The 13,252-nt window shown below is 53.9% G+C and carries 13 protein-coding genes; 2 read left to right on the forward strand and 11 right to left on the reverse strand.

What is annotated here, in order from left to right:
• Positions 1 to 21 precede the first annotated feature (21 nt).
• The 9 genes from K4305_RS10855 to K4305_RS10895 all read right to left on the reverse strand — a co-directional run bounded on the left by K4305_RS10855 (position 22) and on the right by K4305_RS10895 (position 10,950).
• The gene (locus tag K4305_RS10855) at positions 22 to 1,005 is read right to left on the reverse strand and encodes an SLAC1 anion channel family protein (RefSeq protein ID WP_331562463.1); all 984 of its coding nucleotides are present in this window, start codon (positions 1,003 to 1,005) and stop codon (positions 22 to 24) included.
• A 50-nt stretch (positions 1,006 to 1,055) separates the two neighbouring features.
• A complete protein-coding gene (locus K4305_RS10860; protein WP_331562464.1) occupies positions 1,056 to 1,463 on the reverse strand; it encodes an OsmC family protein in 408 nt (135 codons plus the stop codon).
• A gap of 210 nt (positions 1,464 to 1,673) precedes the next feature.
• Positions 1,674 to 3,002: an aminoacetone oxidase family FAD-binding enzyme gene (locus K4305_RS10865; RefSeq protein WP_331562466.1), complete on the reverse strand. Its 1,329-nt coding sequence runs from the start codon at positions 3,000 to 3,002 to the stop codon at positions 1,674 to 1,676.
• 19 nt (positions 3,003 to 3,021) lie between these two features.
• Positions 3,022 to 4,437, reverse strand: coding sequence for an efflux transporter outer membrane subunit (locus tag K4305_RS10870; RefSeq protein WP_331562467.1), 1,416 nt, complete (start codon positions 4,435 to 4,437; stop codon positions 3,022 to 3,024).
• A 50-nt stretch (positions 4,438 to 4,487) separates the two neighbouring features.
• On the reverse strand, positions 4,488 to 7,676 hold the full coding sequence (locus K4305_RS10875; protein ID WP_331562468.1) for an efflux RND transporter permease subunit: 3,189 nt from the start codon (positions 7,674 to 7,676) through the stop codon (positions 4,488 to 4,490).
• A gap of 42 nt (positions 7,677 to 7,718) precedes the next feature.
• Entirely contained in the window at positions 7,719 to 8,843 is a 1,125-nt protein-coding gene (locus tag K4305_RS10880; RefSeq protein ID WP_331562469.1) for an efflux RND transporter periplasmic adaptor subunit, read from the reverse strand.
• Positions 8,844 to 8,893: 50 nt separating this feature from the next.
• Entirely contained in the window at positions 8,894 to 9,757 is an 864-nt protein-coding gene (locus tag K4305_RS10885; RefSeq protein ID WP_331562470.1) for a helix-turn-helix domain-containing protein, read from the reverse strand.
• Between the two features lie 386 nt (positions 9,758 to 10,143).
• On the reverse strand, positions 10,144 to 10,644 hold the full coding sequence (locus K4305_RS10890; RefSeq protein WP_331562471.1) for a methylated-DNA--[protein]-cysteine S-methyltransferase: 501 nt from the start codon (positions 10,642 to 10,644) through the stop codon (positions 10,144 to 10,146).
• Positions 10,645 to 10,647: 3 nt separating this feature from the next.
• Positions 10,648 to 10,950, reverse strand: a complete 303-nt coding sequence (locus K4305_RS10895) for a cation:proton antiporter domain-containing protein (protein ID WP_331562473.1) — start codon at positions 10,948 to 10,950, stop codon at positions 10,648 to 10,650.
• 140 nt (positions 10,951 to 11,090) lie between these two features.
• Here K4305_RS10895 and K4305_RS10900 point away from each other — a divergent pair, with 140 nt between their 5' ends.
• A complete protein-coding gene (locus tag K4305_RS10900; protein WP_331562474.1) occupies positions 11,091 to 11,213 on the forward strand; it encodes a hypothetical protein in 123 nt (40 codons plus the stop codon).
• A gap of 198 nt (positions 11,214 to 11,411) precedes the next feature.
• Here the strand turns inward: K4305_RS10900 and K4305_RS10905 are convergent, their stop codons facing one another.
• Complete coding sequence (locus tag K4305_RS10905; protein WP_331562475.1) at positions 11,412 to 12,092, reverse strand: DUF1847 domain-containing protein; 681 nt, start codon at positions 12,090 to 12,092, stop codon at positions 11,412 to 11,414.
• A 267-nt stretch (positions 12,093 to 12,359) separates the two neighbouring features.
• On the opposite strand from K4305_RS10905, the gene K4305_RS10910 reads away from it, so the two are divergent.
• Entirely contained in the window at positions 12,360 to 12,563 is a 204-nt protein-coding gene (locus tag K4305_RS10910; RefSeq protein ID WP_331562476.1) for a DUF2934 domain-containing protein, read from the forward strand.
• Positions 12,564 to 12,567: 4 nt separating this feature from the next.
• On the opposite strand, the gene K4305_RS10915 is transcribed toward K4305_RS10910, so the two are convergent.
• A complete protein-coding gene (locus K4305_RS10915) occupies positions 12,568 to 13,083 on the reverse strand; it encodes a YbaY family lipoprotein (RefSeq protein WP_331562477.1) in 516 nt (171 codons plus the stop codon).
• Positions 13,084 to 13,252 lie beyond the last annotated feature (169 nt).

Genomic DNA, 13,252 nt, shown 5'->3' on the forward strand with positions numbered 1-13,252 from the left:
TATACGTTACGTTACCGCAAATCAGTCCTCGACGCAGATTTCCCCTTTGGATATCGCCATCGTCGTACGCACGATCAATACCGCGATAATAAGAAAAAGAAAAGCCAGTTCGAAAAGCGCAAGATATTTATAGAACGGATCTTCCGTCAGGCTAAGCATAAGCAGGGTCGCCAGCACTTTGGCTGCAACCGGAAACGAATAGGCCCACCATGAAAGATAGTAATTGATTTTGGCAAGCATCGGCAGCCTGAAAAGCACCAGGACGAACATAAAGAGCGAGAAGAAATAGAGGATACGGGCAAACGCATCGAGTTCTCCTCCGGCCAGCTTATTGTAAGCGATAAAGCCGATTGCGGGCGGTGCAAAAAGGATGAAAAGAGTCGGAAGAAGACGTTCGGCAATAGGTGCATGAAAAATCATGCGGTTCATCACTATGGTGAACAGTACCATCCAGAAAATCAGACCCACCGAGAAAAAGAACCATGATATCTCGACAAAACCATGCTTCACACCGGCAATCGGTACGATAATCGAACCGACAATCGGAATGAACCAACCCGGTGTCATATGCTCGATCTTGAAGTGTGTCTGTGAAATCCAGCTTGAAATAATGAATACAGAAGCAAGGAACTGAAGGATCGTGCCGGAAACCCATAGGTAATATGAGACCTGCTGTGTCCGTTCAAGATAGACGACGCTCAGTACAAGAAGAATCTTGGCGAGAAGAGGAAAGAAATTGATCTTTATCGGATGATTCCACTCCCTGGCGATAGTATCCGGATAAGACACCGCTTTGAAAATATAGAGTACGCTGACGAAGGCAAAAAGCCCCAGCGTGATGTAGAGGAGTACATCACTTACCGGAGCAAGAGATTTGATGAGCCCGCCGCCGGCCTTCTGCACGGCGAGCGTAAAGCCTGCCATGCCAAGCACGATGGCAAAAAACGTTATATGAAAATGCTTCAGCCTCAACGGCTGACCTCCGTGTTCTGCTTCAGATGTCATGATCTGTATATTGTAGTGTTTGAGTTAATGATGAAAAAAATCTGCCTCGCTCAATTTCCGACCGTAGCGGTCACGACCTCGAAAACCGGAGGATCCTGAATGTGCTTTTTCACAGCGCACAGATTTGCGGCATTGACAACAGCATCCCTGTACTTTTCCGGAAAACCGGGAGGCACCTCGATGGTCAGTACGATCCTGCCGATACCCCTGCCGCCTTCCCTGGGAAAATGCGACTGCACGATACGAATCCCTTCGGTAGGAATTTCGCGGCTCTGGCAGAAAGAAAAAACATAGATTCCCGCACAGGTTCCGATAGAAGCAAGAAACAGCATGAAAGGCTCGGGAGCCGAACCCTCACCTCCGGCATACTCCGACTGATCTGTCTCTATGGTAAACCCTTTGTATTCGGCATTAACTTTCTTGCCGCCTTCAAAAGTGATGATCATATCCCTGCTCATTGTTCCTGTAATTAAAACGTTGATAGTTCAATATCTTGCAGACCGGCAGCACAAATACTTCCGATGTCCGCAAACTTATCAATTATAAGCATATGCTCATATTTTAACAAGGAAATAGTTAAAAAAAGAAGACGGCAGACCGGGGACTGATTGCACAGTAAGAATGGGACAGATGGGACGAATGGGACTTATGGGATACTTGAAAAACCTTCAGAATTCATTTCTCCTATCTCCCGACTCCCGTCTCCTGTCTCCTCCCTCCCCGCTCGCCTCCCTCCCCGCCAGCCAGCCGGTCGAAAAGGCCGCCTGGAGGTTGAAGCCGCCTATCTCTCCGGCGTAATCGAGAAGTTCGCCGGCAAAGAAAAGACCGGGCACGATGCGGGACTGCATGGTTTTCGGGTTCACCTCACCGAGCGATACCCCGCCCGCCGACACCTCTCCCTTTTCAAGCGGAACGGATTTGACGCTGCCGAGGGGAAACCGCTTCAATGTCTGCAGGAGCGAAATACGCTTGCCGCGTTCGAGCCCGCTCAGCTGCACATCCGCGGGAATTCCCGCATGGCGCATGATAAATGGAATAAGCGCTGCTGGAGGGCCATCCGGACAGTGCTGCAGGAATTTCCGTACCATTTTCGCACCGCTTCGTCTTGTCTCTGCAAGCAGCGTTTCCTGAAGCGCATCCTGATCGAGGTCGGCAAACAGATCCGCGAAAAGCAGGCAGTTGCCCTGTGTTCCGAACAGTTCTGCAACCTCCCTTGAAAGAGAAAGCACCGCAGGCCCTGAGAGCCCCCGATGAGTGAACAGCACGTCCCCTCTCCGGCTTGTCTGTTTTCCTCCGGACGAAGCGATAAACGCAGCCGAATGGAGCGACACCCCTGCAAGTTCAGAAGGAGGTGTATCCATCGTCAGCACCGGAGCGAGCGCGGGCGAGGCTCTGACGACAGAGTGGCCGAGTCGGCGCGCAAAAAAAAGGCCGTCTCCCCTGCTGCCAGTCGAGGGATATGAAACTCCTCCGGTAGCGAGAATGAGCACAGACGCCCTGAAGGTACGGTCATCTGCCCTAACGGCAAACGCGTTCTCAGTCCGTTCAACCGAACTGACCATGCAACCATATTCCAAGCGGACGGAGCACTCCTCCAAAATGCGTTCGAACGCACGCACCACGTCCGATGCGGAAAGCCCGGCAACAGGAAACACCTTGCCATCCGGCCTCGCTTCGCACCGGACGCCCTGCCGTTCGAGCATGGCAAGAAGATCATCGCTCCCGAATGCATGGAGCGCATGGCGCAGAAAACGCTGTTCCCCCTTCCTAAGAAACCCCTTTGCAAGTAGTTCATCCGGTTCCGCAGCATGCGTGACGTTGCACCGCCCCCCGCCCGATATTCTTATTTTTTCGCCCGGTAGCCGGTTACGCTCGAGAATGACGATTGAAAAATCCTTATCCGGAATGCGGAGTTTACGAGCTCTGTCCCGTGCCGCAACAGCTGCAAGCATGCCGGCAGCCCCGCCGCCGACGATAAGGATATCGATAATCCGCATGGCACTCCTGAAGGTTCGTTTACCTCCACCCTCCGCCAAGGGCGCGATAAAGTTCCGCCATGGCCGTCAGATGCTGGCGGCGAACATCGGCCAGAGCGAGTTCCGCCTGAAGATAACCGGTCTGCACGGAAATAACCTCAAGATAGGTTGCCATGCCGCTTCTGAAAAGCAGATTCGAATTGGCGACGGCGCTTGCGAGCGTTTTCGTCCTTGCCGCCGCGGCCCGCTCCTGCTCGCGAAGCTTGTCGAGTCGAACAAGAGCGTCGGAGACCTCTGCGACGGCCCTCAGAAGCGCCTGCTTGAAACCGATTTCAGCCTGTTCTTTTCTGATTCCCGATTTTTCATAGTCTGCTTTCAGCTCGCCCCGCTGAAAAATCGGCTGAAGCAGAGCGCCCTGAACCAGACCGAAAAGCGAACCGGGTGTGGCAAACCAGTTGCTGGTGCGAAAGGAGTTGAGACCTCCCTGGGCGGTAATTGCAAGCGACGGGTACATGGCCGCCTTTGCCGCAGCCATATCTGCATGAGCCTCCATCACGGCAAGCTCTGCCTCGCGCACGTCCGGCCGGTTCTGCAGCAGCGCGACCGGTACGCCCGCAGGAAAGTTATCGACTACAGGAATGGAGGCAAGACTCTTTCCCCTCTCTACCGGACCGGGAAAGCGCCCGCAGAGGATACCGAGAGCATGCTCCTGCACGGCGATCCCCTGCTCGATAAGAGGCACCGTCTGCAGCACTGCCTGCCGGGCGGCTTCCTGATGCCCGACGGCAAGCATGGTCACCTGGCCAGCGTCGTACTGCAGCCTCATCATATGAAGCGTTGTATCGGCCAGCGCAAGGTTTTTTCTGGCAATATCGAGCTGCGCGTCGAGCATCCGCAGATTGTAATAGCCGGACGCAACGTCTGAGGCAAGTTTCGTACGCACGGCTTTCGCTCCTTCGAGGGTTTTCAGATACCCGGCAAGAGCGCCTTTCTTTTTACTGCGGATTCTGCTCCATATATCGATCTCCCACGAGGAGCCCAGAGAGAGCGTATAATCCTCGGAGTAGCTCTTTCCGTCAGCCTCCTGTAAACTCGAACTGCCAAGGCTGTTGTCTGATGGACGACTGACCGCTCCCGATGCACCGAGCCGGAGCGTTGGTAGAAACCCGAGTTTCGCCTGCTTCAGTCCAGCTTCGGCATAATCGATATTTTTCAGGGCGATCTGCAGGTCATGGTTCCGCACCATCGCAGTATCGATAAGCGCAACCAGCACCTGATCGGCAAAAAAACTGCGATAGGGAATTTCCGATACCGAAACCTGCTGGCTGGTCGATACCGCTGCTCCCCGGTAGGATTCGGGCATCGGTACCTCTGTGCGTTTATAGGGCGCCGTTGCGCTGCATGCCGTTACCGAAACAGCGATAATCAGCACGATACCTGACGCGCAAATACTCATGCATACTCTCTTGACCCTCTTCTGCATATAGCTTCTTATTATTGAAATCGTTAATAATCGGGAGCGTCGTCCGTATCGTCAAGCACCGGAGCATGGACCACCTCGATAGGATGGGCCGGGCCGGTGAGGCGCTCCTGAAAAGCCTGAAATATCACGAAGAGCACGGGAATAATGAAAATGCCGAGCAGCACGCCGCTGAGCATGCCGCCGACGGCAGCCCACCCGATGGAATGGTTGCCGAGCGCCGAAGGGCCGGAAGCCCAAAGCAGCGGCAGCAGACCTACCACGAATGCGAAGGAGGTCATGAGGATAGGACGGAGTCTTGCCCTCGATCCTTCGAGCGCCGACATAACGAGATCCTTTCCCGCCCTTCGGCGCTGAATGGAGTATTCGACGATCAGAATGGCGTTCTTGGCCAGAAGACCGATCAGCATGACGATCGCCACCTGAACATAGATATTGTTGTCGATTCCTGCCAGCCTGATGCCCATGAACACGCCGAGCAGACCGGTAGGAATGGAAAGCATCACCGCAAGCGGCAGAATGTAGCTTTCGTACTGAGCGGCAAGCAGGAAATAGACGAATACGAGGCAGAGCACGAAAATGGCCGCGGCCTTGCCGCCAGATCCGGTCTCTTCGCGGCTCATGCCTTTCCAGTCGTAACTGTAACCCGCCGGAAGAGTCCGGGCTGCCACCTCCTCGATGGCATCGATCGCCTGACCCGTGCTGTAACCCGGATTGACGTTGGCGGTAATGCCGATAGCATTGAACAGGTTGAAATGATCGACGGTTTCAGGACCGTAGACCCGTTTGAGCGAGGCCACCGAGGTCAGGGGTACCATCGAGCCCGACCGGTTTTTCACCGAAACACCTTGCAGCGAGGCAGGATCCGACCTGTCGGCAGCTTCGGACTGCATGATCACCCGATAGTACCTGCCGAAACGGTTGAAATCCGACGCCTGCATGCCCCCGTACAACCCCTGCATGACGGTCATGACATCCGCAGTACTGACTCCGAGCTGTTCGGCACGGCCTGGATCGACTACAAGTTCATACTGCGGATAGCCGGTATTGAACGGAGTAAAGGCAAAAGCGAATTCAGGCCTTTGCATGAGCGCCCCGATAAACCCGCCGGCGATATCGCCGAACTTCTGCAGACTGCCTGCCGTGCGATCCTGCAGCACGAACTCCACGCCGCTCACATTCCCGAAACCCGGCACGGTTGGAAGAGTCAGTACATAGAACGACGCATCGGACAGCATGCCGAGCTTCCGGTTCATTATTCCGGTAATGGCCTGAATATTCTTCACAGCTCCCCGATCGGCGATATCGCGGAGCTGAACGAACATGATGCCTGCCGAAGGGGAATTCGCCCCCGATATGATATTCACGCCCGACACCGATATCACCCGCTCGACGCTCTCTTCACCCTGCAGCAGCGCATCGGCACCCTTAAGCACCTCGTTGGTGCGTTCGAGTGAAGCGCCGGGAGGAAGCGTCACGGTAATCATGGCAAAACCGTTGTCCTCGTCGGGAATGAAGCCGGTCGGCGTCGTACGGAAAAAGAAAAACGTCAGTAACGTCACCGCGCCGAGAGCGCCCAGGCTCAGCCACTTATGGTCGATGAGAAAGCGCAAACTTTTAATATACTTTTCAGTAAGCGTTCTGAACGCCGCGTTGAACCCGCTGAAGAACCGCTCGCCGAAGCCCTTGAACATAACATGCTTCTTTTTGCTTCCATCTGCCGGAGCGGCAAGAAAAAGAGCGCAGAGCGCCGGACTCAAAGTCAGCGCGTTCACCGCCGAAATCAGGATCGCCGTAGCGAGGGTAAAAGCGAACTGCCGATAGAACACCCCCGTTGGCCCCTCCATGAACCCTACAGGAAGAAACACCGACGACATCACCAGCGTAATTGAGATGATCGCCCCGGTGATCTCGCTCATGGCCGAAGCGGTCGCCGGCGTTGCGGCAAGTCCCCGGTGTTCCATCTTTGCGTGCACCGCCTCGACCACCACGATGGCGTCGTCCACCACAATCCCGATTGCGAGCACAAGCGCGAAGAGCGTCAGCAGATTGATGGAAAAGCCGAACAGGTTCATGAAGAAAAAGGTGCCGATAATGGCTACAGGCACGGCAATGGCCGGAATGAGCGTCGAACGGAAATCCTGCAGAAAAATGAAAACCACGAGAAACACGAGCGCAAAGGCTTCGAGCAGGGTATGCACCACCTGTTCGATCGACTCGTCGAGAGATTTTTTCGTACTGTAAGGCACTGCATGGCTTATACCCTCCGGAAAGGATGCCGCTGCCTTGTCGAGCACCTGCTGCAGCTCGGTCTGGATAGCGTTGGCATTGGAACCCGCCGCCTGGTAGATCGCCATCGTTACCGAAGGTCGGCCGTCCACCTTCGAATTTACCGTGTAGTCGTAGGAACCAAGCTCGATGCGGGCCACATCACTGAGCCGGAGTTGCATGCCGTCCTGGCCCGAACGAATGATGATATTACCGAAATCCTCCGACGTATTGAACTTGCCGCGGTACTTGATGATGAACTCCATGGCTTCCCGGCTCCCCTCGCCGAACTTGCCCGGCGCGGCCTCGATATTCTGCGACTGAATGGCCGCCGCCACCTCCGCCGGAGTCAGGTTGTAGGCTGCAAGCTGCTGCGGCCTGAGCCATATGCGCATGGAGTAGTCCTTGTTGCCGAACACTGTTGCCTGGCCGACGCCCGGCACCCTCTTGATATCCGGAATCAGGTTGATCTTGGCATAGTTCTGCAGAAAGGTCTCATCGTAATTCGGGCTATCGCTGATGAGACTGATCACCATGATCATGCTGTTCTGCTGCTTCACCGTTGTGATGCCGCGCTCGATGACCGCAGAAGGGAGCTGGCTCTGCGCCTGTGAGACGCGATTCTGCACGTTTACCGCAGCCTGGTCGGCATCAGTGCCGAGCTTGAAGTAAACCGTAATGGTGAGCATGCCATCGTTACCCGAGGTCGAGGTCATGTAGGTCATATTCTCGACGCCGTTGATTGCCTCCTCGAGCGAAGGAGCAACCGAACGGGCAATGGTTTCGGCGCTCGCACCGGGATACATGGCCGTAACGACAACACTCGGAGGAGCGATATCGGGGAACTGCGTAACCGGAAGTCTCGTCATGCCCACAATACCGAGAATAACCAGCACTATGGAGATGACGGTAGCAAGTACGGGACGCGTTATGAATTTTTCAAACATTGACTCGGAATGTTAAACCATCGATTAATCTCATCCTCCTCATTACTTCCCTGCTTCCGCATCGAAAACAGGCTTAACCGGCATGCCGTCCTGGAGCCTGCCGAGACCGCTCGTCACAATCACGTCGCCTGGCCTCAGCTCCGGTCCGGCTATATAGCTGTTACCGCTTTTGCCAGTTACCGTGAAAGCAGTGCGGCGCACCTGGCCCTTTTGGTCGAGCCTGAAAACAAAAACCTTGTCCTGCATTTCTACGGTAGCTGCCTGAGGAACAAGTATAATCCCCTCGAAACGGCTTTCAAGCCGAATCCGACCAGTATTGCCTGTACGAAGCAGGCCGTTTTCGTTTTGAAACACCGCCCTGAGAACAATAGCCGCCGTCGATTCGTCGAACTGACCGCCAACCATTTCAAGCACGCCTTTTTTCCCGTAAGCGCTCCCATCGGCAAGAAGCAGCGTCACCGGAGGAACGCTGCGGATCTTCTCTTCGATAGTCGCGCCGGCATACTGGCGGCGGAACTGCATGAAATCGGCCTCGCTCATGCTGAAATAACCATACACTTCACGCACGTCAGAGAGCAAGGTAAGAGGTTTGCTGGCGCTCCGTCCGACCAGGCTTCCGGTGCGGAACGGAATGGTACCGATATAGCCGCCCGTCGGCGCGCTGATAACCGTATAACCGAGATTGATGCGGGCAGAATGCGCTGCGGCCCTCGCCTGCTCCACGTTGGCCTGTGCCGCCTGAAACGACGCCTTCGCTGCCTTTAGCTGGATATCGGAAACCACCTTGTTCTGCACCAGAGGAGCGAGCTTGTCCACATCGAGCTTTGCTATTGCAGCCGCGGCTTCAGCAGAATGCTGCGCGGCAACCGCCTGATTGTACTGTTCGCGATAGAGACTGCCGTCTATACGGAAAAGCGGCTGCCCTGCTTTAACCAGCGAACCCTCATCCACGTATATCTTCTCAAGAATGCCGTCCACCTGAGGCCGGATTTCGACATTCGCCTTCCCCTCGATCCTGGCCGGATATTCCTGCATCACCACTGCCGATCCGGTACGCAGCTTTAAAGCGGCGAGTTCCATGGCCTGAGGACCCCCGTCTGTCCCGTCGCTACCGCCGCAACCGGCAGATGCGAACGGCAGCGCGTAAAACGCCGCAAGAATCGTCATACGCCGAAAAGATCTGCAGAGCATCGTCATCGTCATCGTCATTTTCTCATTTATTTAATGGGCATCAATCCATTGCCGGTACTTGAAAGGGATACGATATGCTTGCGGAAGTCAGCCGGCATGAAGCCGGTCTGAGTCTTGAAAAACCTGCTGAAATAAGATTGGTCGCTGAACCCCAGATCGAACGATATCTCCTTGAAACTCTTTCGTCCATAAGCGATTTCGCGTTTCGCTTCCAGAATGAGCCGCGAATGCAGAATGCGCGTAAGCGTCACATCGAACTTCTCGTGAAGAATCTCGTTCAGCCGTTTCGGGGTGATGCCGAGAGCCGACGCGTAAAACTCCGCATGGCGTTCGAAGCGGAAATGCTTCTCTATCAGTTCGAACAACAGGCTCATTCGCTTGCCGTTCTTGTCGAACGAAAAATTCTCCTCCTGATGAAGACGGGCAACATGCAAAAGGAAAGCCTTGAGATAGACCTGCTGAATGCAGAAATTATTTTTCCCTCTGTATTCAAGAAACATCAGATCGACAAGCATCTGCATGGCCGTAACTGACTCGTCGGGTATTCTGATGGCGCGGTTGACGAAAGGATTGAACAGAATGGTCAACTCCGGTTCCATGATGCTGCTGAAAAAATCGACCGAGAAGGCGATAAAGCATCCGGAAGGCGATGGCCCTGTGTAGGCATGCACCTGACCGGGAGCCATCAGATACATGAGGCCAGCCTCGACAGGATGCGGTTCGAAATCGATGTAATGAACGCTTTGGGTCGAAGAGGTTGCCCAGAGAATTTCAAAAAAATCGTGCCGATGATGCTCACGTACGATTTCAGGCCCTAAATCCCTGAACTCGGCTATTTCAAAAAAGCTGTTCTCAAGGCGGGCGAGCGGAATATCATGCTTGGGATCCACGTCTCTTTCATCAATTGTTAACTATAACCTGCAAAATCTTTTCTTGCACAATCCAGATATGAACATAAAACGAACCGGCAGCAAATACGATAGACGATTCTCCCTTAACATTGCACTTTCTGAACACTATCGTAAAGAGATCTCTCGCGAAAGCCACGCATATTGACGGCAAAGCCTCGTATTAATGGACTATTCTTACTCGAATGTACTTTTATTAAGATGTAATAGCCAGCAATACCTTTTCTCATTTTTTTTAACCTTGCAGCGAAACAGAAAGACCCGGGAAAATTGTCGGAAGGACAAGACGATCTTCAACTTCTTCAAAAGCAACCGGTTCCAAAGAAGATGAATGAGGCGGAGGGAGAACAGCCTGGCACCGACCGCCCCTAAGGGATCGGCAGAAAACTGTCCGGGAATTCCGGACCATATCGGCAGCGCTCCAGGTCAATCAGGGCCTGCTTCAGCATGATTCCGCCGCGGTAACCGGTCGGCTTTCCGTCGCTGCCGACGATTCGGTGACAGGGAATGAAAAGCGGAATGGGGTTTCGGCGGTTAGCCATACCCACGGCGCGCCAGGCCTTCGGTCTACAGGCAGCCATGGCGATATCGCGGTACGAAGCCGTGCAGCCATATGGCACAGCGGCGACATGGCGCCAGACTTTCCGCATAAACGGCGTACCTGCCGGATCGAGAGGCAGATCGAAAACCCTGATATCTCCCTGAAGATAGGCATGAAGCTGCCCGAAGGCGTCACGAAGCAGTTCCGTATCGCCGCACTCCGCTCCAACCGGCACGGCGTCACAAGGAAAACAGAGGTTCGCGATCGCCCCATCCTTCTCTGCGATACCGATGCGGCCGATTTCGCTTTGTTGAAACAAGATTATCATGAGTCAACCCAGAAGAGATTCCTCAGCCTGATCGAGTGCCAGCGGAGATCCGAACAGAACCTGTGCATGGATCTGCGGAAGGGAAAAGTTGAGGCCGATGGTAAAAAGAAGAAAAACGATACCGAATTCCGCAAGCTCCCTGATTGGCTGCACATCGAGCACCGAAACGGCCGTATAAGGTCCAAGCAATACCCCGACAAGAAGATAGCCGATACTTGAGGGAATATGCATCTTCTGAAAAAAGATCACCACAGCAACCGCTATACCAAGCAGCAAAAGAATCTGGGGAAAAAACTGATCGATCATGTCTGTTGATTACAGCTTGCATCTATTTAATGTACCGCCAATTGCCCCGTCGCGTTTCGCCGGAAAACAAGCTCGGCCCGGTTCCTCAGCCATGATGCCCCGACCTGAACACATGCCCGGTAGCACGAGCATTCAGACGAATGATGAAGCGAGACGACGCAATACCGGAATGGATAAGCAGGCGATGGTCGATATCGGCCGACAGCTATGAAATCAGCACCGATATTTTCGCCGCAGCATCGACAAATCAGAACGAAACATGATTACTGAATAACCGCTGTATAAAGTAGTCATTTACGACAGGGAGGAATTGACAATTAATAAAAGCAAAATACGGCAATTACAAAACACTATTCCCTTTATCTGACCTCAGAACCGGTAACGTTGCATCGACGAATTCGGAATATGGGGTTGCACGACGATAGCGCAGCCATACGTGCTCGTTTTATTAAAATTCCATCCTACAGGTTTCTCCCCGTCTCCATCACCCGCTTGTAGTAAGAGCGGCTGGTATAGAGGGCGGCAGCCGGGTTGTGAGCGAGCACCCTGTCCTTGACTATGAGCGTCGTAACCAGTGCTTCGGAATGTCGGCAGAAAAGGGCATCATGTCCTACGCAGAGGCCGATAACCACGTTCAGGTCCGACTTCCACTCGTTGAGCATTTTCGCCTGCAGCAGCGGATTGCAAAGAGCTTCGAAGCTCTCCGGACGAAGCTTAAGCTCCTCGTCGATACCGATTTCCGTCTTGTCGACCGATCCGATTTTGCAAAGCACCGCATACGGCTCGAAGCCGTTCTGCCTGAGCATTTTCGAAAACAGACGGGTCTCTTCGACGAGCCCGACGCAGGTGGCAAGTCCTATTTTACGGGCGCCGATACGGCGGGCAAACGCAAGAACCTCTTCGACGCGAGTCAGCTTGCCGTAATAGAGCCCCTCGACCTCTGCAGCGGCTTTCGCTGCGCGGGCATCCTCATCCTCGGCACAGTAGCGCCCGGTAATTCCTTCAAGAGCCTGCTTCCCTATACTCTCGCCCGGGCAGAAATCAGGAAACCGGCTCTCCTGCCGGTAACAGTTCAGAAGCCCGCAATCCGAACAGCTCGCCTCACGCGAAGCGCGCCCGATTTTTTTATGCTCACTATCCATCCGGATTCTGTAATTCAATGTTATCAGGTCTGCATCGTGTTTCTTCCGTCATTTTCCCGGCATCTTCGGGGTCATATCCGCTTCCGGATTCAGCCTCGGCAATACTGGCAGATCCCATCCCGAATCGATTCCGGGAAGATCTCCTGTTTCGAAAAAATAACGGTAATCAGCTTCTTTTACGAATGAAAACGGCTATCTTATTCTGCATTGGAACGCCATTTGAGCACCATAACCACCCAATCGCCTATAACTCAAGGAAACCCGACCATGCCGAATTTCACCGAGCACGATATTCGCACGCTTGCCTATAAATTCTGGCAGGAGCGGGGCTGCCCATCCAATAACCTGCCGGAAGAAGACTGGAAAAAGGCCGAACGGATATTGATGTCGGATACAGACGAAATGGAGATCGCTGAAAGTGCGGCGCCCGATCTTTTTAATCCGTCCGCTGACGATACGAGTAACAGTTGACGGATCAACTCCCTTCCCCTAAAACGACGGCCGGTTTCTCTCCGCCCTGCACCCTTACCACCGTCGCCTTCGCCCCCGCAGAAACAAGCAGAAGCTTCAGCGGCTTGCCGCTGCCGTCAAGCACGCGATAGATTCTGTCCGTAGTGAACAATAGACGCCCCTCATGCCTTACGGCCGCGCGAACGCTGTAGCGGCCAAATGGATGAACAGCCGCATCGTCATAGGCGATTTCGAAGCGGAAAGGCGGATGGCCGGCAGGATCGCGCGTATAGCGGCCAAGAACGACAGCGGGCGCACCAGCACGAGAGATATCCTGCAGCTCGACCTCGAAAACCGCGCCGGGAGGAAGCAGAATACGCTCCCGGTAAACCGCCGTACCCTTCAGGGTTCCTGCCCTGGAAGAACCGAAGCATAACAACCCTGCCAAAACAAGCATCGAGGCCACGATTGCCTGGTGTATGCCGATGCCGATACACCTCTTCCCTCTGCCTGAAGTATCGATCGATCCGATAATATTCATCTCTGCGACTTTAAACTGAAAAAACGTTTCATGAGCATACCTGAAAATACTAAAATCCCTTATGTTCAGAAGGTCATCAGGCTTGAACCGATTCCGGCGCCATCTGCCCCTTGGCAGAAGAACCCGCTCAACGGGAAGGTGATTGTCGATCAACTACACAGAACACCAC

Source organism: Chlorobium sp., from assembly GCF_036528655.1.
Lineage (GTDB): Bacteria > Bacteroidota > Chlorobiia > Chlorobiales > Chlorobiaceae > Chlorobium.

Bases quoted from the DNA above. Each gene is read 5' to 3' on its own strand.
- K4305_RS10855 (WP_331562463.1), bottom strand. From the start codon at position 1,005: ATGACATCTGAAGCAGAACACGGAGGTCAGCCGTTGAGGCTGAAGCAT.
- K4305_RS10860 (WP_331562464.1), bottom strand. From the start codon at position 1,463: ATGAGCAGGGATATGATCATCACTTTTGAAGGCGGCAAGAAAGTTAAT.
- K4305_RS10865 (WP_331562466.1), bottom strand. From the start codon at position 3,002: ATGCGGATTATCGATATCCTTATCGTCGGCGGCGGGGCTGCCGGCATG.
- K4305_RS10870 (WP_331562467.1), bottom strand. From the start codon at position 4,437: ATGAGTATTTGCGCGTCAGGTATCGTGCTGATTATCGCTGTTTCGGTA.
- K4305_RS10875 (WP_331562468.1), bottom strand. From the start codon at position 7,676: ATGTTTGAAAAATTCATAACGCGTCCCGTACTTGCTACCGTCATCTCC.
- K4305_RS10880 (WP_331562469.1), bottom strand. From the start codon at position 8,843: ATGACGATTCTTGCGGCGTTTTACGCGCTGCCGTTCGCATCTGCCGGT.
- K4305_RS10890 (WP_331562471.1), bottom strand. From the start codon at position 10,644: ATGATAATCTTGTTTCAACAAAGCGAAATCGGCCGCATCGGTATCGCA.
- K4305_RS10895 (WP_331562473.1), bottom strand. From the start codon at position 10,950: ATGATCGATCAGTTTTTTCCCCAGATTCTTTTGCTGCTTGGTATAGCG.
- K4305_RS10900 (WP_331562474.1), top strand. From the start codon at position 11,091: ATGATGAAGCGAGACGACGCAATACCGGAATGGATAAGCAGGCGATGG.
- K4305_RS10905 (WP_331562475.1), bottom strand. From the start codon at position 12,092: ATGGATAGTGAGCATAAAAAAATCGGGCGCGCTTCGCGTGAGGCGAGC.
- K4305_RS10910 (WP_331562476.1), top strand. From the start codon at position 12,360: ATGCCGAATTTCACCGAGCACGATATTCGCACGCTTGCCTATAAATTC.
- K4305_RS10915 (WP_331562477.1), bottom strand. From the start codon at position 13,083: ATGAATATTATCGGATCGATCGATACTTCAGGCAGAGGGAAGAGGTGT.